18 protein-coding genes are annotated in these 22,725 nt (G+C 70.0%); 12 read left to right on the top strand and 6 right to left on the bottom strand.

The annotated features are described in order from the left end of the window. Positions 1-33 precede the first annotated feature (33 nt). Positions 34-2,724 (bottom strand): alanine--tRNA ligase, encoded by a 2,691-nt coding sequence (gene alaS / locus ACN27F_RS33350; protein ID WP_421439583.1) that lies wholly within the window; start codon positions 2,722-2,724, stop codon positions 34-36. A gap of 321 nt (positions 2,725-3,045) precedes the next feature. On the opposite strand from alaS, the gene ACN27F_RS33345 reads away from it, so the two are divergent. From ACN27F_RS33345 to ACN27F_RS33305, 9 genes are read left to right on the top strand one after another with little or no spacing between them, the layout of a single operon-like run. After that, positions 3,046-3,792 carry a class I SAM-dependent methyltransferase gene (locus ACN27F_RS33345; protein WP_421439582.1) on the top strand — a complete coding sequence of 249 codons (747 nt, stop codon included), beginning with the start codon at positions 3,046-3,048 and terminating at the stop codon, positions 3,790-3,792. 8 nt (positions 3,793-3,800) lie between these two features. After that, positions 3,801-4,463: a D-sedoheptulose-7-phosphate isomerase gene (locus tag ACN27F_RS33340; protein ID WP_421439580.1), complete on the top strand. Its 663-nt coding sequence runs from the start codon at positions 3,801-3,803 to the stop codon at positions 4,461-4,463. Next, positions 4,460-5,044, top strand: coding sequence for a D-glycero-alpha-D-manno-heptose-1,7-bisphosphate 7-phosphatase (locus tag ACN27F_RS33335; protein ID WP_421439578.1), 585 nt, complete (start codon positions 4,460-4,462; stop codon positions 5,042-5,044). The genes ACN27F_RS33340 and ACN27F_RS33335 overlap by 4 nt, the downstream gene beginning before the upstream one ends. Beyond that, positions 5,037-6,176, top strand: a complete 1,140-nt coding sequence (locus ACN27F_RS33330; RefSeq protein WP_421439577.1) for a radical SAM protein — start codon at positions 5,037-5,039, stop codon at positions 6,174-6,176. The genes ACN27F_RS33335 and ACN27F_RS33330 overlap by 8 nt, the downstream gene beginning before the upstream one ends. A 57-nt stretch (positions 6,177-6,233) precedes the next feature. Beyond that, entirely contained in the window at positions 6,234-7,352 is a 1,119-nt protein-coding gene (locus ACN27F_RS33325) for a Gfo/Idh/MocA family protein (protein WP_421439575.1), read from the top strand. Beyond that, positions 7,349-8,902, top strand: coding sequence for a hypothetical protein (locus ACN27F_RS33320; RefSeq protein WP_421439574.1), 1,554 nt, complete (start codon positions 7,349-7,351; stop codon positions 8,900-8,902). Before ACN27F_RS33325 ends, ACN27F_RS33320 begins: the two co-directional genes overlap by 4 nt. Next, on the top strand, positions 8,899-9,900 hold the full coding sequence (locus tag ACN27F_RS33315; RefSeq protein WP_421439572.1) for a sulfotransferase: 1,002 nt from the start codon (positions 8,899-8,901) through the stop codon (positions 9,898-9,900). The genes ACN27F_RS33320 and ACN27F_RS33315 overlap by 4 nt, the downstream gene beginning before the upstream one ends. After that, entirely contained in the window at positions 9,897-11,255 is a 1,359-nt protein-coding gene (locus ACN27F_RS33310; protein WP_421439570.1) for an alanine--tRNA ligase-related protein, read from the top strand. The genes ACN27F_RS33315 and ACN27F_RS33310 overlap by 4 nt, the downstream gene beginning before the upstream one ends. A 3-nt stretch (positions 11,256-11,258) precedes the next feature. After that, a complete protein-coding gene (locus ACN27F_RS33305; RefSeq protein WP_421439568.1) occupies positions 11,259-12,410 on the top strand; it encodes a radical SAM protein in 1,152 nt (383 codons plus the stop codon). Positions 12,411-12,425: 15 nt separating this feature from the next. Here ACN27F_RS33305 and ACN27F_RS33300 read toward each other — a convergent pair whose 3' ends face one another. From ACN27F_RS33300 to ACN27F_RS33285, 4 genes are read right to left on the bottom strand one after another with little or no spacing between them, the layout of a single operon-like run. Next, positions 12,426-13,310 (bottom strand): sugar phosphate isomerase/epimerase family protein, encoded by an 885-nt coding sequence (locus ACN27F_RS33300; protein ID WP_421439566.1) that lies wholly within the window; start codon positions 13,308-13,310, stop codon positions 12,426-12,428. After that, positions 13,307-14,572, bottom strand: coding sequence for a DegT/DnrJ/EryC1/StrS family aminotransferase (locus ACN27F_RS33295; protein ID WP_421439564.1), 1,266 nt, complete (start codon positions 14,570-14,572; stop codon positions 13,307-13,309). The genes ACN27F_RS33300 and ACN27F_RS33295 overlap by 4 nt, the downstream gene beginning before the upstream one ends. Beyond that, positions 14,569-15,666: a Gfo/Idh/MocA family protein gene (locus tag ACN27F_RS33290; RefSeq protein WP_421440593.1), complete on the bottom strand. Its 1,098-nt coding sequence runs from the start codon at positions 15,664-15,666 to the stop codon at positions 14,569-14,571. Before ACN27F_RS33290 ends, ACN27F_RS33295 begins: the two co-directional genes overlap by 4 nt. A 2-nt stretch (positions 15,667-15,668) precedes the next feature. Continuing rightward, the gene (locus ACN27F_RS33285) at positions 15,669-16,880 is read right to left on the bottom strand and encodes a cytochrome P450 (RefSeq protein WP_421439562.1); all 1,212 of its coding nucleotides are present in this window, start codon (positions 16,878-16,880) and stop codon (positions 15,669-15,671) included. Between the two features lie 214 nt (positions 16,881-17,094). On the opposite strand from ACN27F_RS33285, the gene ACN27F_RS33280 reads away from it, so the two are divergent. After that, positions 17,095-17,751 (top strand): heme oxygenase (biliverdin-producing), encoded by a 657-nt coding sequence (locus ACN27F_RS33280; protein ID WP_421439561.1) that lies wholly within the window; start codon positions 17,095-17,097, stop codon positions 17,749-17,751. Positions 17,752-17,822: 71 nt separating this feature from the next. Here the strand turns inward: ACN27F_RS33280 and ACN27F_RS33275 are convergent, their stop codons facing one another. Further along, positions 17,823-19,838 carry an ABC transporter ATP-binding protein gene (locus ACN27F_RS33275; RefSeq protein ID WP_421439559.1) on the bottom strand — a complete coding sequence of 672 codons (2,016 nt, stop codon included), beginning with the start codon at positions 19,836-19,838 and terminating at the stop codon, positions 17,823-17,825. Between the two features lie 305 nt (positions 19,839-20,143). Here ACN27F_RS33275 and ACN27F_RS33270 point away from each other — a divergent pair, with 305 nt between their 5' ends. Together ACN27F_RS33270 and ACN27F_RS33265 are read left to right on the top strand one after the other, a co-directional pair. Continuing rightward, a complete protein-coding gene (locus ACN27F_RS33270) occupies positions 20,144-21,496 on the top strand; it encodes a lysine N(6)-hydroxylase/L-ornithine N(5)-oxygenase family protein (RefSeq protein WP_421439557.1) in 1,353 nt (450 codons plus the stop codon). 80 nt (positions 21,497-21,576) lie between these two features. Continuing rightward, positions 21,577-22,710, top strand: a complete 1,134-nt coding sequence (locus tag ACN27F_RS33265) for an IS630 family transposase (RefSeq protein ID WP_421439555.1) — start codon at positions 21,577-21,579, stop codon at positions 22,708-22,710. Positions 22,711-22,725: the final 15 nt, after the last annotated feature.

Below are 22,725 nucleotides of genomic sequence, written 5' to 3'. Positions count from 1 at the left end.
CACACCCGCCCGCCCGGGCCGACGCCCGCCGCGTCAGCCGTTGGCGAGCTTGTCACCGACGAGCCGCTCGATCGACGCGAGCAGCTGCGGCGTCTGTCCGGCGGGCACGCCACCACCCTGGGCCAGTGCGGAGCTGCCGCCGCCGCGACCGCCTAGCGCGGTCTTGACCAGCTCGGCCGCGTTCAGGCCGCGCTCGACCCCGGCCCGGTTCACCACCACGACCAGTGAGGCCTTGTCACCGGCCCGACCGGCCATCGCCACCAGGCCCGGGCGGTCGCCCGGCAGGGTGGCACAGATCTCCTGGGCAAGGGTCCGCACGTCGTTGCCGGTCGCCCCGTCCGGCGCGGGCGCGCCGACGAAACGCGCACCGGCCACCTCGCGCGCCGCGGCGCCCAACCCGGCGGTGTTCGCCCGGACCAGATCGCTGCGGAGCTTCTCCAGCTCCCGCTCCACGTCGCGCAGCTGGGTGACGGTCTGCCGCACCCGGTCGAGCACCTGATCGGCCGGCACCCGGTACAGCTCGGCGAGACGGCCGAGCAGCAGATGCTCCCTGGCGAGGAAGTCGAAAGCGTCCATTCCGACCAGCGCCTCGACCCGGCGCAGGCCGGAACCGACCGAGGACTCGTGCACGAACTTCACCAGCCCGAGCTGGGCGGACCGGGCGACGTGCGTACCACCGCACAGCTCGCGGGCGTAGTCGCCGACCTCGACGACACGTACCGCGTCGCCGTACTTCTCGCCGAACAGCGCGATCGCGCCCAGCCGGCGTGCCTGCGCCTGGTCGGTGACGAAGGCACGGACCTCCAGATCGGTCAGGAGCACCTCGTTCACCTGCTGCTCGACATCGGCGAGAACGGACGGTGGCACGGCACCCGGGGTGTTGAAGTCGAAGCGGAGCCGGCCCGGGGCATTCAGCGATCCCGCCTGGGTCGCCGTTTCTCCGAGCACGTTGCGCATCGTCTGGTGCACCAGGTGGGTGGCGGTGTGTGAGCGGGAGATGGCCCGCCGCCGCCGCATGTCGATCTCGGCGAACGCGTCGGCGCCGGACCGGACCTCGCCAGCGACGACACGGCCCCGATGGACGATCAGGCCGGGCAGCGGCTGCTGCACGTCGAAGATCTCGACCCGACCGTCACCAACCGTGATCACTCCATTGTCCGGTTGCTGGCCGCCGCCCTCGGCGTAGAACGGCGTACTGTCCAGGACCAGGGTGACCTCGTCCCCCTCGGTCGCACCGGCCAGCTGCCCGTGCGGCCCGAGCAGGGCGCGCAGTCGGGCCTCCCGGGACGTTTGCACGTAGCCGGTGAAGGTGACCGGACCGTGGGCGTCGAGCACCGCACGGTAGGCCGACGTGTCGGCGTGCCCGGCCTTGCGGGCCTGGGCATCGGCCTTGGCCCGCCGACGCTGGTCGGCCATCAGCCGCTGGAATCCCTCGGCGTCGATCTGCAGGCCCTGCTCCGCGGCGATCTCAAGGGTGAGGTCGACCGGGAAGCCGTACGTGTCGTGCAGTTGGAAGACCTTGTCGCCGGCCAGCACGGAACCGCCGGCGGCCTTGGTCTCGGCCACCGCGAGGTCGAGCATCGTGGTGCCCTGGCGCAGGGTGGCGCGGAAGGCTTCCTCTTCGCCGTACGCATAGGAGGCGATCCGGTCGAAGTCCGCCGCGACCTCGGGATAGGACGGGGCCATGCAGTCCCGGGCGACCGGTAGCAGCTGCGGCAGGGCGGGGTCGTTGAAGCCGAGCAGTCGCATCGCCCGGACCGCCCGCCGGATGATCCGACGCAGCACGTAGCCCCGTCCTTCGTTGGACGGCGTCACCCCGTCGGCGATCACCATCAGGGCGGTGCGGACGTGGTCGGCCACCACCCGGAGCCGGACGTCGTCGGGGTGGCTGTCGGCGGCGACGTGTCCGGAGTACGCACCGTACCGACGCCCGGTCAGGCCGGCGGCATGATCCAGGATCGGCTTGATCTCGTCGATTTCGTAGATGTTGTCCACGGATTGGAGCAGCGCCGCCATCCGCTCCAGCCCCATACCCGTGTCGATGTTGCGGGCCGGTAGCTCGCCGAGGATCGGGTAGTCCGCCTTGCCGCTACCGGGGCCTCGCTCGTACTGCATGAAGACGAGATTCCAGACTTCCAGATAGCGATCCTCGTCGACATCGGGTCCACCGGACCGCCCGTACTGCGGGCCACGGTCCACGAAGATTTCCGAACAGGGACCGCAGGGGCCGGGCACGCCCATCGACCAGAAGTTGTCGGCCTTTCCGCGCCGCACGATACGTTCCATCGGCAGGCCGATCTCCCGGTGCCAGATGTCGACCGCCTCAATCTCGTCGATGAAGGAGGTGACCCAGATCCGGTCCGGGTCGATACCCAGACCGCCGTCGGAGACCGGCGAGGTGAGCAGCGACCACGCGTACCGGATCGCGCCCTGCTTGAAGTAGTCACCGAACGAGAAGTTGCCGTTCATCTGGAAGAAGGTGCCGTGCCGGGTGGTCTTGCCGACCTCGTCGATGTCGGGGGTCCGGATGCACTTCTGGACACTGACGGCCCGACGGTACGGCGGGGTGACCTGGCCCAGCAGGTACGGCTTGAATGGCACCATGCCGGCATTGACGAAGAGCAGGTTGGGGTCATCCGCCGGAGTTGCCGCACTCGGCACGACGATGTGCTCGTTCGCCTCGAAGTGTGCCAGGAACCGGCGCTTGATCTCGGCAGTTCTCATCGTCTCCCGTTGCCTCCGTGGCTGCCAGTGATGTCCGACTAGGGCGAAAAGCCAGATGTCGCTATGAGCAATGTCGACTTCGCGTCAAGGTTGTTCCACTGCCCCGAATGGACCCTCTGGATGGGTCCGCGTGTCGGGCACACGACAACGGCACCCTTGACAGCGCCGGAGGCCGTTCTCGATCATCTTACTCATGTCCTCACCGGCTCAGCGGCAGTCCGTGTCCGCGTCGCGGCCGGAACGCGGATCGGCCCGAACGGCAGGGCCGCGCACCCACCGCCGCCATCGCAGAGTAGTCCTCCCGACGAGAGGTTGTCCCAGGTGACACTGGATGCCAGCGTCCAGTTGGGCGACCCGGATCCGCATGCTCAGGCGTTGTGGGACTTCGCCCGGAGCCACCACCGGGAACCATTTCATTATGTCCGGTCCGACGGACATGCTGCGAGTTACGACATCTCACGGCGGTTCGGTGCGATCGACGGTTTCTCCCCGCAGGACGCTCACATCACCGGCGCGGCCAGCGGTCGCACTCTGGACGTGGGCTGCGGTGCCGGCAAGCACGTGGCGGCGTTGCACGACCGGGGTGTCGCGGCGGTGGGCATCGACATCGCTCCGCTCGCCGTGGCGGCGGCGCGCCACACCGGTGTCCGCGACGTCGCGCTGATGGATGCCTTCCGGCTCGGCCTGCGCACCGGGGCATTCGATTGCGTGATGCTCTACAGCAACGGGCTGTCGATCGGCGGCTCGGTCGGCGGCGTCCGACGGCTGCTGGACGAGTTGGCCCGGGTCACCCGCCCAGGTGGCCGGTTACTGATGACCAACACGGACGTCACCGCCTCCCCGTACGAGCACGACCAGGCGTACCAACAGGCCAATCTGGTCGTCGGCCGCCCGCGCGGCCTGGTCCGGATGCGCTGTCGCTACGGCGACCGGGAAGGTCCCTGGTTCGACTGGCTCTTCGTCGCCCCGGACGACCTGCCGGAACTGACCCGCCGTACCGCGTGGCGGGTCGGCCCGATCCAGCAGTTTCCCGCCGGCGCCTACGCCGCCACGCTCGACAGGATGTGATCCGCCCGGTGGACACGGCACCCACGCCGGACGGACCACATCCCGGCACGGACAGCGACACTGACCGATTCATCACGTGGTACCTCGACGAACTCGGTCGCCGACTACGCGACGTGAACACGGTGCCGGTGCGGCGCTACGTGGACCTCCTCGCCGAGACGTGGCGCGCCGATCGGAGAGTCTGGATCATCGGCAACGGTGGCAGCGCCACGACCGCCGCCCATCACGCTGTCGACCTGGTCAAGACCGCCGCGGTGCCGGGACAGCGCCGCCTCGCGGCACAGGCGCCGGCCAACGAGATCGGGCTCGTCACCGCCGTCGCCAACGACATCGGATACGCCGAGGCGTTCGCCTTCGTGCTCCAGTCGTACGCGCGTCACGGCGACGTGCTGACCGCGCTGAGCTGCTCCGGTCGCAGCCCGAGCACGGTGCGGGCGTGCGAATGGGCGCGGGCACACGGCCTGACCACGGTCGCCCTGACCGGGTGTGGCGGCGGCACCGTGGCCGGCCTGGCCGACCTGCACATCGGCGTGGACAGTGACAACTACGGCATCATCGAGGACGTCCACCTGGCGATCTCGCACTCGGTGGCGCAGAGCCTGCGTAACCGGATCCGCCGACTGACCACGGTGGAAGTGGTGGAAGTGGTGGAAACGGTGGCCAGCGGATGAGCCGGTCGGCGGGCGCGGTCTTCCTCGACCGGGACGGCACCTTGATCGAGGAGGTGCACTACCTGGGCGATCCGCAACAGGTCCGGCTGCTGCCGGGCGCGGCGCAGTTGCTACGGGGGGTCCGGGATGCGGGATATCGCACTGTGCTGGTGACCAACCAGTCCGCGATCGGCCGCGGCCTGATCACACCGGCGCAGTACCACAGTGTCAACGCCCGGATGCGGCAACTGCTGGCGGCCGAGGGCGCCGCGCTCGACGCCGCCTACCACTGCCCGGTCGTACCGCGCAGCGCCGACCGGACCGTCGTCGACCACCCGGACCGCAAGCCGGGCGCCGGCATGCTCCTCAGGGCCGCCCACGATCTCGATCTCGATCTGGCCGCGAGCTGGATGGTGGGTGATCGGGTCAGCGACGTGCTCGCCGGCCTGCACGCCGGCTGCCGTGGCGTGGTCATGGTCGGTGAACGGCCCCTCGACCTGTGCGAACGGTCGGCCCGGGTGCATCGAGCGGCCGGGCCCGTCGAGGTGCTGGCCATCGTCGTCGGCGCTCATCCACACGTGCGAGGAGTTGGCCATGGTTGAACCAGCACCCACCCCGACCTCCGTACCGGCCACCGCGGCGGCACGGCCACGGCGGGAACCGATGGACGTCACCGACCGCTTCTCACCGTTCAAACTGCTGACTCATCCGGACGTGCTCGCCGCAGCACGTCGGCCGGAGCCGATGCGGCCGATCAATCTCGAGATCAACCCGGTGAACATCTGCAACCAGAGCTGCACCTGGTGCACCTACGGCTACCTCCACCAGCGGCGCGAGGTACTACCGCCGCAACGGATCGTCGAGTTGCTCGATGACGCCGCTCGGCTCGGGGTGCAGTCGGTCACCTGGACCGGTGGTGGTGAGCCGACGGTCTACCCCGATCTCGCCGATGTCGTCGAACACGCAGCCGAGCACGGGCTGCGCCAGGGCATGAACACCAACGGTGTCCGGCTCACCGAACGGCTGCGCGCCAGCATGGTGGCCGGTTTCTCGTACGTCCGGTTCAGCGTGGACGCGGGGTCACCCGACGTCTACGCCCGCACGCACCGGGTGAACGCCGCCCTGCACCAGGTCGTGCTAGACAACATCCGGCGACTGGCCGACGAGCGCGCCGCCAGCTCCGCCAGCCGGCTCGCCATCGGATTCTCCTTCCTGGTCGACACCAGCAACGTGTCCGACCTGGCTGAAGGAGCCCGCCGGGCCCGCGCGGCCGGCGTCGACTACTTCCAGGTGAAGCCGATCGTCCACTACGAGAGGTCGAACGGACAGTTCGGCGAGGGATCGACGGTCTGGACGGAGCTGGAACGCCAACTCGACGAGGTGTGGGCGCTTCATTCGGCCGACTTCGAGGTACGCGTACTCGACTACAAGTTCGGCGACATCACCCGGGCCGACCACGGGCGCACCTACGACGTCTGTCGCGGTAACGAGCTGCTCGCCACCGTGGGCGCGGACGGCTCGGTAGACCTGTGCTGCGCCTACAAGGGCGTCCCCGAATGGTCCTTCGGAAACATCAACGACGAGCGCTTCTTCGACATCTGGAACGGAGAGCGCAGGCGCAAGCTGCTGGCGCTGGTCGACGTCAAACGCTGCCCGCCACTGTGCAAGGCGCATGAGATGAACAAGCTGATCCACTACATCAACCACTTCGACGCCGACCGCGAGTTCCCGTAGGACGTCCGGTACGCGAGTTTCCGATGGACGTGGGGTGAAGGAAGGGACGGCGCGACCGTGGTGGCACCGAAGATCGGCATCGTCGGGGTGGGCGGAGTCGCCCGGTACGCGCATCTGCCCGCGTACCGCCGACTCGGCTTGGACGTTCACGCGCTGTTCGATGTCGACGAACCGGTCGCCCGTGAGGTGGCGCGGCAGTTCCAGGTCCCGGTGGTGGCCGGTTCGCTGGAGGAGCTGGCCGGTCGCGTCGACGTGGTCGACCTGGCGACTCCACCGGCGGGCCGCATCGAGCTGCTGCGTCGACTCGCGGCCCTGGGCACCCCGGTGCTGGTCCAGAAGCCGCTGTGCACCACCTGGGCAGAACTCGCCGAGGCGGCGGCGCTGCGGTCGACCGGCATGCGGCTTCGGCTCAACCTCACCGGTCGGCACGTCTCGGCGTGGCGGAAGGTGGCTGAGCTGCTGGTGGCGGGTGCGATCGGACGACCGCACCTGTGCACGATCGTCAACCGGGACTGGTGGGACCGCGCGCCGGGGCGGTGGGATCACTCGCTACCCGGCTACATCGTCTACGAGATGCTCATCCACCATCTTGATCTGTTACGGTTCTGGTTCGGTCCACCGCAGCGGATCGCTGCCCGCGGCGGGACCCATCCCGGGCAGCTACTTCGCCAGGCGAACTGGGTCAGCGCGTTGATCGAGTACGGGTCCGGCCCGCTCGCGCAGGTTCTCGAAGACTGGACCATGCCGGAGTACGGGTTCGCCCACGGGCACCCGTTCGAAGAGGTCCTGATCTCGGGCAGCGCCGGAGTGCTACGCGCCGGCAGTGAGCGGGTGGAGCTCTCGCCGGTGGGCGGCAATCAGGTTCGGGTCTGGCACCTGCCCCGGCCGGGACAGACCCTGCCCGGCGAGCAACTGGCGGTCAACTGGTTCCCGGACAGCTTCGGCGCAGCGATGAACGATTTCCTGGCAACCCGCGACGACCCGGTGGTCAGCGCGTCGGATTGGGCGCAGGCCCTGGCGCTGACCGCCGACACGATCGTGGCGGCCGAGTCGCTCGGAGCGAGCCGCTGGCTCGACTTCCCGCCGGAGGATCCGGTGGTGCCCGGGGTGCGGACCGGGCGAGCCACCGCGTTCGCCGACGGCGGCACGTCGATGGTGCGAGGGAGCAACCGATGACGGTCGCGATCATCGTCGGCTACGTGTTCTGCGGAGTCGTGCTCGGGTACTTCACGCTGACCTCGATACAGCTCGCCGTCCGCAGCAGCGCCACCACTCGACGGTTGACGACGATGGCGCCGGCGGGCGACAGGCCGTCGGACGCGGATGTCGACCACGACGACGAGCCGCGTTTCGTGGTGCTGTTGCCGATGCTCCGGGAGGACAGCGGCCTGGAGGAGGCGTGCCAACAGTTCCTCGACCAGCCGTTCCCGGTCGAGGTGATCGTCGCGGTGACCGCGCGGGAGGAACGCGAGCGCGACACGGCCCACGCGGCGTTGCGGGCGGCGGTGGGCAGCGGCGACTTCGACGACATCCGCGAGGCCGACCTGGTACGCGCGCTGCCGGCGGACGAACGCGGGCGGTTGCGTGCGCTCGCCGCCGCCCGCGACGCGACCGGCGCGCTGGACCTGCTCGACCGGCAGCGGCGGGCGACGACAGCGGAGCGGGCCAGGGAGCTGCTGCCCAAACTGACCGCGCTCGGTCCGGCCGTCTTCCGCCTGGTCGAGGCACCCGCGACGTCGGTCGGCAAGGTGGGTCAGATGAACGCCGGGCTCGCCGAGGTGGCCGCCGGCCGCGACGACCGGTGGACGTACGTGGCGGTCTATGACGCCGACTCCCGACCGGACCCGGGCGTGCTCGCGGTCGTCGCCGCCGAACTGCGTCGTCGGCGGGCCGGTGGGGTACCGCCGCCGGCCGTGTTCCAGCAGGTGTCCTGCTACTGCCGCAACGTCGGCGAGCTACGCGGCTGGCGGGGAGCGCTCAGCATCGCCGACGCGTTGGCGCAGACCCGGTGGGCGCTCGGCTTCGAGTACCCGCTCTACACCCGGTACTCACGGGCGGTCCGGCGCCGTCGCCGACGACCGCTGGTCTACTGCGTGGGCCACGGTTGCATCGTCTCCCTGGCCTGGCTGCGCGGCATCGGCGGATTCCCGACCGTCAGCCCCAACGACGATCTCGCCCTGGGTTACCTCGCGTCCACCGTCGGCGCCGAGATCGCCCCGGTTCCCGCGCTGGACTTCTGCGACGTCGCGCCCGACCCGCTGGTCTCGATCCGCCAGTCCCGCTTCTGGTACCTCGGGTCGGCCCGCTTCCACCGCGACCTGCGGGAGTTCCGCAAGCTACCGCACGCCACCCGGGATCCGCTACAGCGTGGGATGCTCGTACTCGGTGGACATGGCCGTAACCTCGCCTGGGGGTGGCGGGCGGCCGGATGGCTGGCCGCGCTCGGCACGGCCGTGGCGATCGGCTCGGCCCCGCTGGCGGTCGCGCTGCTGGCGGGCCACCTCGGCTACGTCCAGTTCGGCTTCGTCCAGACGGTACGACAGCTGCGCCGGATTCCGGCCGCGCGGTCGCGGACGGGTGTGGCCGCGTTGCCGAACCGGATGCTGCTCGCCGCGACGGCGCTCGCCTCGGTCGTGTTCGTGCTGCGCAGCGTCGGCCCGCTCACCGGCAGCCTGACGACGCTGGCCCGACGGGTCGGTCGGACCGAGTGGAAGGTAGAGCGGTGACGGGGCCGGTACTGGTTGCCGGCTACCCGCGCAGCGGCACCACGCTCCTGCATCGAATGCTCGCCGGCTGCCCCGAGTTCGGTGCCGGAGCGTTCGGCCCGGACAGCGACGACGTCGCGCACGAGACGGCGATAAGCGTCTACCTCAACCCCCTGCTGCCCTTCGGGAAGGTCTATCAGCAGGTCTGGCCGCACTGGCGGCGGGTGTACCCGGAGTCGACGATCACGGCGTTGGCGAGTGCGGCGGCCGCTGCCACCGGGCCCCGCCGGTACGTCGAGCGGCTGCTGACCCGGCTGGTGTTCCGGGACGCCGCGGTCGCCGACTCCACCCTCGACGTGAACAGCCTGGCGGTCCGCGGCTGGAGCGACCCGGCGACGCGGGTCCGGCTACGTCGCCTGGCGATGCGGATCAGCCGACGACGCCGGATCGCCGACACCTTCCTACGCGAACACGCGGCACGCCGGGCAGGCCACCGGGTGGTCGACAAGTATCCGTTCCACTACTACCGGATGCCGGAGTTGCACGCCGTCGCCCCCGAAGTGCGGTTCCTGTTCGTCTACCGCGATCCCGTGGACGTCTTCGCGTCGCTGGTCCGTCGCGCCAGGGTCGAGTTGGACGAGCGTGTCCCGATCGGCCGGGTCAGTTGGATGCTGCTGTCCGCCGAGGTCTTCGCGCTCGACTGGAACCGGGCGGCCGGCGCCGCGATGGCCTTCGCCGCCGTGGCGCCGACCGCCATTCTGGTGGTCAGCTACGCGCGACTGACCGAGGATCCGGCGACGCAGGCGCAGCGGATCGCCGACTTCGTCGGGGTCCGCCCGACCGCCCTGCTGCCACACGGTGCCGCGGCCACGCCCGACCCGACCCGACGGTTCCCGCTCTCGTCGGCTGTCCCGGTGGCCAACTCCGACAGATACCGCGACGGGATAGACCCGGCAGACGTGGCGGTGATCCGGCACCGCTGCGGACCGGCCGAACGCCGGCTCGAGGCGTTGGCATGACCGCCAGGGATGTCGTGGCACCCGCCGCGCACGACCACGAGGCGGCGGTCGCCTTCGCCGAACAGGCGGTCGATGCCTTCGCGACGGTCGGGTACCTCCCGGCGCACGGGTCGGCGGTGGCCGAGACCGATGGCAGCACCCTGTTCGTCTCCGGCGGCATCCAGGCCTGGCGGAGATGGATCGGCGAACCCGGCCCGGCCGCACGCGCCGGGCTGCAGTGGTGTGTCCGGATGAACCGGCTCGCCGACGCCGGCCGGTCCGGGTTCGTGACCTCGTTCTGCATGCTCACCGCGGCCCGCCGTGGCGCGGTACCCCGGCACGAGGTGCTCGCCGATCTGTTCACGGCGCTCGGTCTGATCGGTGTCGACGTCGCCCGGACCGCGTTCGTGATCCCCGCGCTCGACGACCGCTGTGGCGATCCCCTCGCCAGCGAGGCGCTGGCGAAACTCGGCGTCGATGCCGACCGCATCGGCTACGCACCGCGCCGCTGGGCGGCGCCGTTCGGAGCCGACGGCCCTTCCGGACCGAACCTGTTCGTCCTGCTCGACCGGACCGGACATGGTTGCGGGCCGGGCTGCGCACCCGGCTGCGGCTGCGGACGCTACCTGCACTTCTGGAACTGTGAGTTCCTCGACCACCGGGGCGGCACCGATGACGGCGCGGGGCGGATCGGCGCACCAGTGGTCGACTCGGCCGGCGGGCTGGAGCGGCTGTGGAGCGCGGTCACCGGCGAGGACATGTTCGCCGGCCCGTTGTTGCGCCCGGTACTGTCCGCATTGGCCGCGCATCTGCCCGGCGACCCGGATCGCGCGGGCGCCGTCGCCGACCACGCACGCAGTCTCGCGCTGCTACTCGCCGCCGGCATCGCCCCGGCCGCCCGGGGCCAGGGACACGTCGCCCGACGGCTCGCCCGCCGGGCCGGCTGGCTGCTCATCGAGGCGGGGTCGGACCCGGGCGCGCTGCGTCCCGCCGTCCTCGCCGCACAGGCCTGCAACCGGGCGGTGGCGGACTTCGGTGTCGCTTCCGCCACGGCGCTGGGCTGGCTGGATGCCGAGATCGGACACTGCCGCGAGGGTGCCGCCCACGGCGCGCTGTTGTTTCACCGGTGGACGCACGGCCGGTCCGCCGGCGCCGACATCACCCGGTTGGTGTTTCGACTACGGGCCGAACGTGGTGTCCCGTTGTCGCTACTGCGTCGCTGGGCGGCGCGGGACGGATTCACCCTTGACGAACAGACCCTCCAGGCCCTGCTGGACGCCGAGCGGGCCAGCTCGCGTAGTCCGGCGCTGACGGCGCAGGTCGCTGCCCGGTGGGCCGCCCGAACCAGCCAGTCGACCACACCCGCGAGGAGATAGCCGATGGCAGCAGAACGACCGTTGACGATGGGCAAGGGCGTGCTCGTCATGACCTATGCCTGCAACCTGAAATGCTCGTTCTGCTACGCGGGCGTCGAGGTCTTCCACCGGCCGAAGACCATGCCGTACGCGGAAGCCTGTCGGGGAGTCGACTTCCTCGCCTCGCTCGGGATCACCACGTACACGCTGCTCGGCGGAGAGCCGACGATCCACCGCGACCTGATCCGGATCGTCGAGTACTCCGCCGGCCGTGCGGTGGCTCCCTGGCTGGTCACCAACGGAGTCAAGGTCGCCGACCCGGCCTACGCGGGCGCGTTGGTCGCCGCCGGGCTCAAGGGCGGCTGTATCAGTCTGCACGGACTCGACGCGGACGCGCACGACGCGGCGACCGGGATCGCGGGCAGCCACGACGCCGCGCTGCGCGCGGTCCGGCTGGCCGCTGCCGAGGGCTGGCCGCTCTACCCGATGCTCACCGTGATGGCGGCCAATCTGGATTCGGTGCTGCCCACCATTCGCAGCCTCGTCGACCTGGGCTGCCGCACCATCTACATCAACTACGGCGTACCGAACGTGGTGCCCGGGCTGGACGTCGGCGCGGCGAGCGGGCCGCAGGAGCTGGCCCGACTCACCGAACGCCTGTTCCGCATGCAGCCGGAGCTGGGTGTGCGCTTCGTCTTCAACCGCGAGAAGAACAAGATCCCCCTGTGCCACTTCGACCACGACACGCTGCAGGACATGTTCACGGCCGAGGTGATCGGCACCGGCTGCGAGGCGGCCCAGGGCAACACGATCGTGATCGAGCCCGGTGGAAAGGTGCTCGGCTGCTCCCACTGGGTCGACCATCCGTTGACCAACATCTATCGGGACTACGCGGCCCTGGAGCTTGTCGATCCTGACGAGTTCTGGGCCGCCTGGACGACCGGCCGACCTGCCGAGTTCCGTCACGATCTGCGCTTCTATCCGTACGAGCAGTGTGGCGGGTGCGGTTGGCGGACCAGCGGACAGTGCTTCGGCGGTTGCAAGGTCTGGCAGTCCGCCGGGGTGCTGCCGAAGGCAGTGGCCTTCGACGGCGAGGCGGCCACCGGGCAGCAGGACTCCGCCGTCGTCCCACACCGCCCGGTGCGTTCCCTGCCGCTGCAGGTGCTGCGCGGTTGACTCGGGCCGGCCGGCTCATCCGGCCGGATGCCGGGCCAGGCCGGTGGCGGCGTGTCGGACCAGTTCGACGGCGTACCGGAGCCGGTCGGTCTCCGGCGCGGGAGCGGGCAGCACCTCGATGGACAGCGGGCCGGACCATCCATGGGTACGCAGCGCCGACAGGATCGGCCACAGCGCCTGCCCGCCGTCGAACGGCCTCGTCCGGGGCAGCTCCGCCGGGGCGGTCAGGCCCGCCGGCACCCCGCTGACGTGGACCCAGCGCACCGACCCCGGAGGGAGCGCCGCGATCCACTGTGGGCCGAGACCGGCCCGGAACATGTGGAAGGTGTCGACCAGCAGGCCGAGCGGCGCACGATCGGCCGTCTCAAGCAGTTGCGTGGCATCTCGCAGCACCGCGACGTCGTTCACCTCGACGCAGACCGCCAACCCGGCGTCGCCGGCGAGGTCGGCCAGCAGCGCACAGCGCTGCGCCAGCACCGGCACCGGCAGCTGGGCCATCCCCGGGCGGTCGCCCCGGAAGAAGGCCGAGACGAGCGACCCACCGGCCGCCCTGATCTGCTGAAACACCGCCGGCATCCGACGCACCCGTTCGCGCCACAGCTCATCGGGCACCGCGCCGTTGGGCGCTCCGTCCCACGGGCAGGAGAACGGTCCGGGCGCCAGTCCGTGGCGTGCCAGCAGGGCGCGTACGCGCTGCGGGCCGCCAGCCCGCAGCGCCCCCACCGGTACCTCCGCCCAGCCGCAGCCGGCCTGGGCGGAAATGCGCACGTACTCGGCGAACGGCAGGTCGAACCCGATCGTCCCCGGGTCCAGACACCAGCCCGCGAATCCCGACCCTCCGGTGGTGGGGGCACCGGTCACGTCGTCCTGGCGGGCGGTTGCCCCGGGTCGTCCGCTCACCGGACGTGCCTTTCCTGGTGCTCGGGCGTGACCCGTACCGCCGCGACGGCCCGGCGAATTCCGTCCGCGACCCGCTCGGCGTCACTCACGGTGATCCCTTCGTTCCAGTTGAGCGTCAGGGTGTGCGTGAGGAACCACTGCGCACCGGGGTGGTGGAGCGCGTCGTAGTCGTGATCGGCGGCCCCGGGCAGCGACCAGGGCAGTCGGGCACCGCCGGGCGTGCGCTTGCCCCGGATCGCCTCGACGCGGTAGATCGGGTCCGGGCCGATCCCGCCGAGAGCGAACGGCAGACCCTCGGCGTGCAGCGCCGACATCAACCGACGAGCGGTCGCGAGGTCGGGCAGCCAATCGCACTGGATCGCCAGACACCACCAACTGGCGTACTCGTCCGGGCGCTCGCCCAACACCCGTACGTCGGGGTCGTCACGCAGGCACCCGGCGACGACCGCGTAGCTCGCCCGGCGCCGCTGCAGGATGGTCTCCACCCGATGGAGCTGCGCCCGGGCGACGGCCGCGGCCAACTCGCCCATCCGGTAGTTCACGCCGAGCAGCGGATACGCCTGCGCGCCGGACTCACCGCGCAGCCAACCCTTGTTCTGGAAGATCCGGGCCTGCTCCGCCAGCTGCCGGTCGGCGGTGACGAGAACGCCTCCCTCGCCGCAGCTGACCACCTTCGACTGCTGGAGGCTGAAGCAGCCGAAGACGCCGGTGGTACCGGCCGCCACACCGGCCCGCCGGGCGAAGTGCGCCTGGGAGGCGTCCTCGACCAGAGCCAGACCATGACGGTCCGCGAGACGCGCCAACCCGGCGGCGTCGGCGCACCGGCCATGCAGATGCACCGGCAACACCGCCCGCGTGCGTGGCCCCAAACAGGCCGCGACGGTTTCCGGGGTGACCAGACCGGTGGCCGGGTCGACGTCGGCGAAGACCGGCACCAACCCGGCGCAGACGATGCCGATGACAGTCCCCATGTCGGTCACCGGGCTGGTGATCACCTCCGTACCCGGTGGAAGATCGAGGACGGCGAGCGCCACGTGCAGCGCCGCCGAACCGCTGGAGACCGCGACGGCGTACGGCACCCCGAGTCGGGCCGCCCACTCGCGTTCGAACGCGTCGGCCTTCTCGCCACCCCACCGGGTCAGTGCCCCTGCGGCGAGGACCTCGGCGAGCTCGGTCAGCTCCGCCTCGCCGAAGATCCGGCCGCTGCGGTCGTAGGCGACCGGGAGCCGCCAGCCGTCCGTGGGCTCGCCGCCGGCGCTCACCGCGGCGACACCGCGGACGCCGGCCCGGTCAGGTGCACGACCTGGCCCCGGTCGGCGGACTCGTACATCGCGTCCAGCACCCGCAACACCGCCACGTGCTGGCGGGCCTCGATCGTCGTCGGTCGCCGCTCGGCGAGCGCGCAGAGAAACTCGGCCGGTGGCCCGGCGAAGGCGTCCGGGAACCAGGAGGCCCGGGTACGCCAGTGCCGCCGTTCGGTCGGGGTGGTCAGTCGCAGCTCGGCCGGGGTCGCCAACAGGGTCCCGGCCGCGCCGGAGATGGTCAGCTCCTCACTGGTGGGGTGGAACCGGTGGGCCGCCTCGTCGCGGCAGGTCCAGTCCTCGATCACGGTGATCACACTTGGCCCGAACCCGAACGTGGCCGAGGCGAAGCTGTCACCCGCGGCGCCGAGTCCGGCCATCGGCCGCATGGCCGCGACGACCCAGGACGGTTGACCCATCGCCCAGACCAGCAGATCCACGTGGTGAACGGCCATCTCGTACCCGATCAGCCGTGGGATCCGGGCCCGCCAGCCCTGGTTTCGCTTGGGGTTCCAGCCCCGGTTGAGTAGCGTCCCGACCACCGCTGGCCCGAGCGCGCCGGATCGCAGCAGCTCCCGCGCGGCGCGGAAGGTCGGCACCCAGCGGCCGTTGAGGTGCACGGCGACCTGGACGCCGAGTTCGTCGGCGCGGGCGACGATCCGGGCGGCGGCCTCGCTCGTCGGCGCCAGCGGCTTCTGCACCAGCAGCGGAGGGCAGTCGGCACCGCAGGTGTCCAGGAGCAGCTGCAGAAAGTCGGCGTGGTTCGGCGACGGTACCGCGACGTCGAGCAGGTCGACGCCGAGCTCCGGCAGCCGTTCGGCGAATGCGACCGGATCACGGATCGTGACCGCCTCCGGCACGTCGCGCCCGACGCGGGCGAGTGCCTCGGCCGACGGATCGTGCAGGGCGACCACCCGCACGCCGAGCTGCCGGTACGCGGGCAGATGGGCGTAGTGCGCCACCCCGCCCACCCCGGCGATCGCGATCCGGGGCACGGTGCTCCACGACCGGGGCGCCAGCACCTGCAGCTCTTCCACCGGTGGTTCGGCTGTCATGGTCACGCCGACGACACCTTGCCTACGATGTCGCCGGCACCTCGGGTCACCCGGACCCGAAGAGCGAGCACCTTGCTGATCGACAGGTGCCGGTCGCGCACCAACGACGCGCGGTCCACGTCGATTTCGACAGCGCCGCTGGCGAGAACCTCGATGAGCTGGCCCGTGGCCCAGCGGGCCAGTGGCGCGCCGAGACAGTAGTGGGCACCCTGTCCGAAGGCGAGATGCGGTGGACCGGGCCGGTCGATCCGGCAGGCGAGCGGGTCGTCGTACCGGTGCGGGTCGAGATTGGCGGTAGCCAGGCCGAGGATCACGCGGTCACCTGGCCCGAGTCGGTTCCCGGCGATCTCGACCGGTCGGTTGACGTGCCTCGGGGCGAACCGGATCGGACAGCTCAACCGTAGGTCCTCCGCCACCGCACCGGCCGAAGTGCCCGGGTGCCCTGCTGGATGCCCGGCCGGGTCGGCAGGCCGCGCTCCGCCGGTCGGCGCGGTGGCCGGGAACAGCAGAAGTGTGTCGGTGAGCAGCGCCACCAGCGGATCGAGAGTGCCGGTGATGATCTGGGTGGTCACCGCGGTGGCGACCTGGTGCCCGAGTTCTCCGTCCGCCGCCAGCACCGCCAGTGCGCGGGCGAGCGCGGATCGCGGACTTTCCAGAATCTCGTCGCCGACCAGCGCGACCATGACAGCCAGTGCCTGCCGTACCTCGTGCGCCAACTCGTCGTCGTGCAGCGACAGTGGCTTCGAAAGATAGGTCATCACCCGGCTCGTCGGGCCCAGTAGCTCCCGCATCGTCGCTGGCGCGACCCCGAACAGCCGGCCCAACAAGGCGACCGCGTACGGATGGGCGAAGTCCGCGACCCAGTCGACACCGTTGCCCGCCGGTGTCGCGACAGCCAGTCCGACCAGCATGTCACGGCAGTCCGGACGCATCCCGGCGACCGCGGCGAGGGTGGCCTCCCGGTCCAGCACCGGCCGCAGCGCCGCGCGTACCCGTTGGTGGTAGGCGCCGTGTGAGAAGACCGGCCAGAGCCCGAAAAAGTGCTTGATCGGCTGATGGAGCCGATACTTCTCCGGCGCGAGCGCGTCGAGCAACGGATCGGCGAGTCGGGCGTTCTGCAGCGCGTCGCTGCCGAGCAGCTCCCGGACCAGATCGTACCGGTGCACGAAGAGCGCGTTCATCCCGGGCGCGTACGAGGTCTCGGTGTCGGTCATAGCGTGTAGCGCGATCCGCGCATCCGTTGTGGAGTAATCGTCAAAAATCGGGTGCATGGGGTGGCTCCAGGGGCGATCCGAAAGCCGTCCGTCCACCTGGACACGGACAGCGAACTGATCATTAACTCTAGTCCGGCCGTCGCGGATGGATCTATGATGCGTGCTGCGTGTCGGCAGCGGGCACGCGTCGTGTCGACGGAAGGATCGGCTGCCCGTGACGAACTCGACGAGTCCGACTCTCTCCCACCTGATCGGAGAGGCCCTGGCCGGTGCGCACCGCAGGTCCGGGCGGTGGCGGTACCTCGACACACTGCTCGCCGGCAATCTGCCGGTATCGGCCTTCAAGGAGTTCGTCACCCAACGCTACTTCATCTATCAGGCCTTCGAGGAGACCGCAGACCTGGTCCGCGCTGATCCGGTCGCGGCGCAGTTCCTCTTCCCTGAGCTCGAACGACTCGCGCCGGTACGCCGTGACCTGGCCTTCTACTACGGTCCGGAATGGATGGAGCAGGTCCGGCCGTACGACGTGACCGCAGAGCACTGCGGGTGGATCCGACGACTGGCGGGCGAGTGGCCGGCCGGGTACATCGCGCAGCATCACGTCCGGTACATCGGCGACCTCGCCGGCGGCCAGGTGTTCCGCAACAAGATGACCGAGCACCAGGGACTCGTCGGTCCCGGCATCGAATTCTACGACTTCGCGGACATCACCGACGTCAGTGGATTCCGCCGGCGGTACAACACGCTGTTGGACACCGCGCCCTGGGACGACGACGAGCGACACCGGATCGCCGCCGAGGCGGCCCGAGCCTTCGAACAGACCAACGCGCTGTTCACCGCCCTCGCCGAGCAGACCTTGGACCGGGTCTGACGGACCGGGTCTGACGCAGACCTGGACCGGGTCTTGACCGGCCGACCGGGTCTTGACCGGCGGGCGCGGGTTCACCGCGGGGCCGGTACCGCCGGACGGCCGTTGTCGTCCTGCATCCGGCAGAGCATGGCGTAGCGTCCGCCGGGGACCGACATCAACTCGTCGTGGCTGCCGCTCTCCTGGATCACACCACCCGACAGGACGAGAATCCGATCGGCGGTGCGGACGGTCCGCAGCCGGTGCGCCATCAAAAGCACCGCCGTGTCGGCGAAGATGTCGGCGAGCGCGGCGTTGAGTTGGTCCTCGGTCTGCGCGTCCAGCTGGGACGTCGGTTCGTCCAGTATGACCAGGTCCGCCCGCTTGAGTAGCGCACGTGCGATCGACAGGCGTTGACGCTCTCCGCCGGAGAAGCGGTAGCCCTTCTCCCCCACCAGGGTCTGGTAGCCATCGGGCAGCGACATGATCAGCTCGTGCAGCTGGGCCGCCCGGCAGGCGGCCACCAGGTCCTCATCGGTTGCACGCGGAGCCACATAGCGCAGATTCTCCGCGATCGTTTCGTGCCGTATGTAGGTTTCCTGGGTGATCAGCGCGACCGAGCGGGCGATCTCCGTGAGGCTCAACTCATCGACCGACCGCCCGTTGAGCCGGATCTCCCCCCGGGTCGGGGTGATCAGACCCGCGGCGAGCAGTGCGATCGTGCTCTTGCCCGCGCCGGATTCCCCGACGATGGCGATCGTCTCGCCCTGACACACCTCGAGGTCGAGGCCGTCGAGGATCCGACGGTGTCCCTCCGGCAGGTCATCCGGCGTTGTCGGCATCGCGTGTGGTATCGCGTTCATGCCGAACATCCCCGGACCGGTCACCGTCGTCTCGTGGGACAGGCCGGAAATCGACACCTCGGCGGCGGGAACATGATCGAAGCCGACGCCGCACATCTGCAGCACCGGCCGCCGGCCAGCGCCGACGCCGGCGGCACCGGCATCCGGTCCGCCCGACGAGGCCGCGCCCGACGAGGCCGCGCCCGACGCGCCGGCGTCACCCGCCGTCCCGGCCACCGCCGGTGGTGGCGGATCGGCGATCGGCCGCAGCGGCGAGTCGAGCACGTCGAAGACACGGGTGAACGCCGCCCCGGCCCGGAAAGCCGGGTAGCGCAGCCCGATCAGCGTGCTCACCGGGGCCTGGATCTGGCGCAGGTAGAGCAGGAAGAGGATCAGCGTGCCGAGGGTGATGTCCCCGCCGGTCACCAGCAGCGCTCCGCCGACCAACAGGGCGGTCGTGGCGACCGTGAACACGAGTTCGTAGCTGGAGCCGACAGCGGCCCGCCAGGAGGCGAGTCGCAGCGCGGTGTCGCGTACGTTCGCGGCCAACTCGCCGAACCGGCTCCGCTCCGCTTCGAGCGCACCGGACTGGCGGGCGAGCAGCACTCCGTCGCGGTTGAGCACGGCCTCGACATGGCTGGAGAGCTCGGCGTTGTGCCGGAAGGACCAGCGGATCACCGTGTTGATCTTTGACTCGGCGAGCCGGACCGGCCAGAGCACCAACGGGACGATGAGTAGAACCACCGCGAGTCGCGGGTCGATGACGATCAGCACGACTCCGGCGATGACGAGCGTCACCGAGCTACTCAACGCCGTCGCGATGACGCTGGTGAAGAGGGGTTCGACGGCGTACACGTCATTGGTCAGGCGGCTGACGAGGGTGCCCGGACGTACCGTGGTGTAAAAGGGCATCGGCATGCCGACCAGGTGGTCGAACAGTCTGCGCTGCAGGTCGCGCGTAACGCTGTGGCCGATCGCGTCGGCGACCCGGGAGGCGGCGAAGCCGGCGCCCACCCCGAACAGCCCGGTCACCCCGATCAGCACCAACGGCCAGAGCACGGCGCGGAAACCCGCACCGACGGTGAGTTCGTCGATCACCTCGCGCAGCAGCACCGGCTGGCTCAGCGGCAGCACCGTACCGAGCAGGACGAAGGCGAGCAGCACCACGATCCGACCCCGGTACGGGCGGGCCGATACCGCTATCCTGCGCAGCAAAGTGCGGTTACGCAGCAGCGACGGGCTGGACGAGCGTTGCGCGGGGTTACTCACGATGGCCCTCTCCCGTGGGTACGGTCGCCAGTAGACTGTAGGGCATCGGCGGGAGCGCGGACATCGGTCCAAGCGGCTTTTTGATCACCGCCGGACCCTCCGCCGCCACGATGGATCCGCTCCTCGACAACCATCGATGTTTAGGTTAGGCTCACCTAAGGTACCGCCCCATGCGGTCCGCGACATCGCGGAAGAGACCTTGACCGCGCCCGACGCCCGTTGGCGTCCACAGCCTAGTGCGGGGGGCGCGGGTCGACCCGGCTCGGCTGTCCGCCGCGTGCGCCAGCCCACCCGATGGGAAGTTCATGCCACCAGCAGTTGCGGGCACCCGACCACCGGTCCACGATCTCGTCGGCGTGGGGTTCGGACCCTCGAATCTCGCGCTCGCGATCGCCGTCGCCGAGCACAATGCCGCTGCTTCCCGGCCGCTCGATGCTCGCTTCCTGGAGCGGCAGCCCCGATTCGGCTGGCACCGGGGGATGCTGCTCGACGACGCCACGATGCAGGTGTCGTTCCTCAAGGACCTTGTCACCATGCGCAACCCGACGAGCATGTTCAGTTTCCTGGCGTATCTGCACTGTCGCGGCAGACTCGTCGACTTCATCAACCACAAGACGATGTTTCCACTGCGTGCCGAGTTCCACGACTATTTCGAATGGGCTGCCGAGCAGGTCGACGACCAGGTCAGCTACCGGCACCAGGTCACCTCGGTTCGGCCGGTAACCGACGGTACCGGCATCTCGTACCTCGATGTTCAGACCATGTGTAGCGACCAGCCTGCTTCAGCCGCCGAACCGTTCGCCACCTGCCGGACCCGCAATCTGGTGCTGGCACCCGGGCTCCGACCCTGGCTGCCCGACGGTGTGGTCGTCTCACCCCGCATCTGGCACACCGAGGATCTGCTGGACAACGTGCCGCGCCTCGGCGCCCACGGTGTCACCCGCCTGATCGTCGTCGGCGCGGGCCAGAGCGCCGCGGAAGCGACGGCCTATCTGCATGAACGCTTTCCCCGAGCCGAGATCTGCGGCGTCTTCGCCCGTTACGGTTACACGCCGGCGGACGACAGTCCGTTCGCCAACCGGATCTTCGATCCCGCAGCGATCGACGACTACTTCGTCTCGCCCGAGCCGCTCAAACAGCGGCTCATGGGATACCACCGGAACACCAACTACTCGGTCGTCGACCTCGATCTGATTCAGGAACTTTACCGGCGGGCCTACCAGGAGAAGGTACGGGGCACCGAACGCCTGCGCATGTTCAATCTGGCGCAGATCACCGAAACCGTTCCCTCATCGGAGGGAGTCCGAACAGTCATCGAATCACTGGCGACCGGGAACAAGACCGTGCTCGACGCGGACGCGGTGGTGTACGCCACCGGCTACCGCCCGGTGGATCCGGCGGAGGTGCTCGGTGAACTCGACCAGTACGTGGTCCGCGACTCCCGTGGCCGCCCGGTCGTCTCGCGGGACTACCGTCTCGTCACCGACCCGGCGGTGCGGTGCGGCATCTACCTGCAGGGCGGCACCGAACACAGCCACGGGCTGACCTCCTCGCTGTTGTCCGCGACCGCGGTGCGCGTCGGGGAGATCCTCCAGTCGGTGCTCCTCACCTCCGATGCGTCGATATCCAGCCAGGCCGCCCGGTACGACAGCGTCTAGTGCCGTATCAGGGAACGTTTGCCTCGTGACGCGCCGTGCGGGTGCTGGTCCGGGCGGTGGGGTGCCGCCAGGCTGTCCGGGTGGGAGAACGAGTACGCGTCCGTGAGATCGACGACGACGAGGGCCGGCGCCTGTTGCGGATCATCCGTAGAGGTACGGGCTCGGTGGTGACCTGGCGACGGGCTCAGATGGTGTTGCTGTCCGCGCAGGGCATGCCCGTGGGGAAGATCGCGGAGGTGACGTTCACCAGCGGAGACCGGGTCCGCGACGTGATCCACAACTTCAACGCTGACGGCTTCGACTCGCTCTACCCGAAGTACAAGGGTGGCCGGCCGAGGACGTTCACCCTGCCGGAACGGCGTGAGATCAAGAAGATCGCCAAGTCCACGCCGGCCGAGCACGGTCTGCCGTTCTCGACCTGGAGTCTGGCCAAGCTGGCCGACTTCCTGGTCGCTGAGGGGGTGGTCGACGACATCAGCCACGAGGGCCTACGGGTCCTGCTCCGCGAGGAGGGCGTCTCGTTTCAACGGGTGAAGACCTGGAAGACCTCCCGCGACCCCGACTACGCCGCCAAGAAGGCCCGCGTCGAGCACCTCTACGCGATCGCCGACGGCGAGGTCGTCCCCGAGGCCGGTGAGCCCGACGTCATCTTCTGCCTGGACGAGTTCGGCCCGTTGAATCTGCAGCCCCACCCCGGACGGCAGTGGGCCGAACGCGGTAGACGGCACAAGGACCCCGAGCGTGGGCCCAGGCCCCGCCGGCGGGCGACATACACCCGCCCCCACGGCGTCCGCCACCTGTTCGCCGCCTACGACCTGGGCGCGGACAAGCTCTACGGCCACATCAAGCCGACGAAGCACCGGACACGGTTCCTGGAGTTCTGCCGCTACCTGCGCGGCCTGCACCCACCCGGGACCCGCATCGCGATCGTCCTCGACAACTACTCCCCGCACCTGAGCACGAAGAAGGACACCCGCGTCGGCGACTGGGCCGCCGCGAACAACGTCGAGTTCGCCTACACGCCGACCAACAGTTCCTGGCTCAACCGCATCGAGGCCCAGTTCACCGCTCTGCGCTACTTCACCCTCGATGGCACCGACCACACCAGCCACGCCGAGCAGGGCAGCATGATCCGCCGCTACATCATCTGGCGGAACAAGCACGCCGCCGACGAACGCCTACGCGAGGTAGTCAACAGGGCCAACGTTGCCTGACGCGGCACTAGGAGC

The organism is Solwaraspora sp. WMMB335 (genome assembly GCF_049179075.1).
Lineage (GTDB): Bacteria > Actinomycetota > Actinomycetes > Mycobacteriales > Micromonosporaceae > Micromonospora_E.
This window is presented reverse-complemented; position numbering and strand designations above follow the sequence as displayed.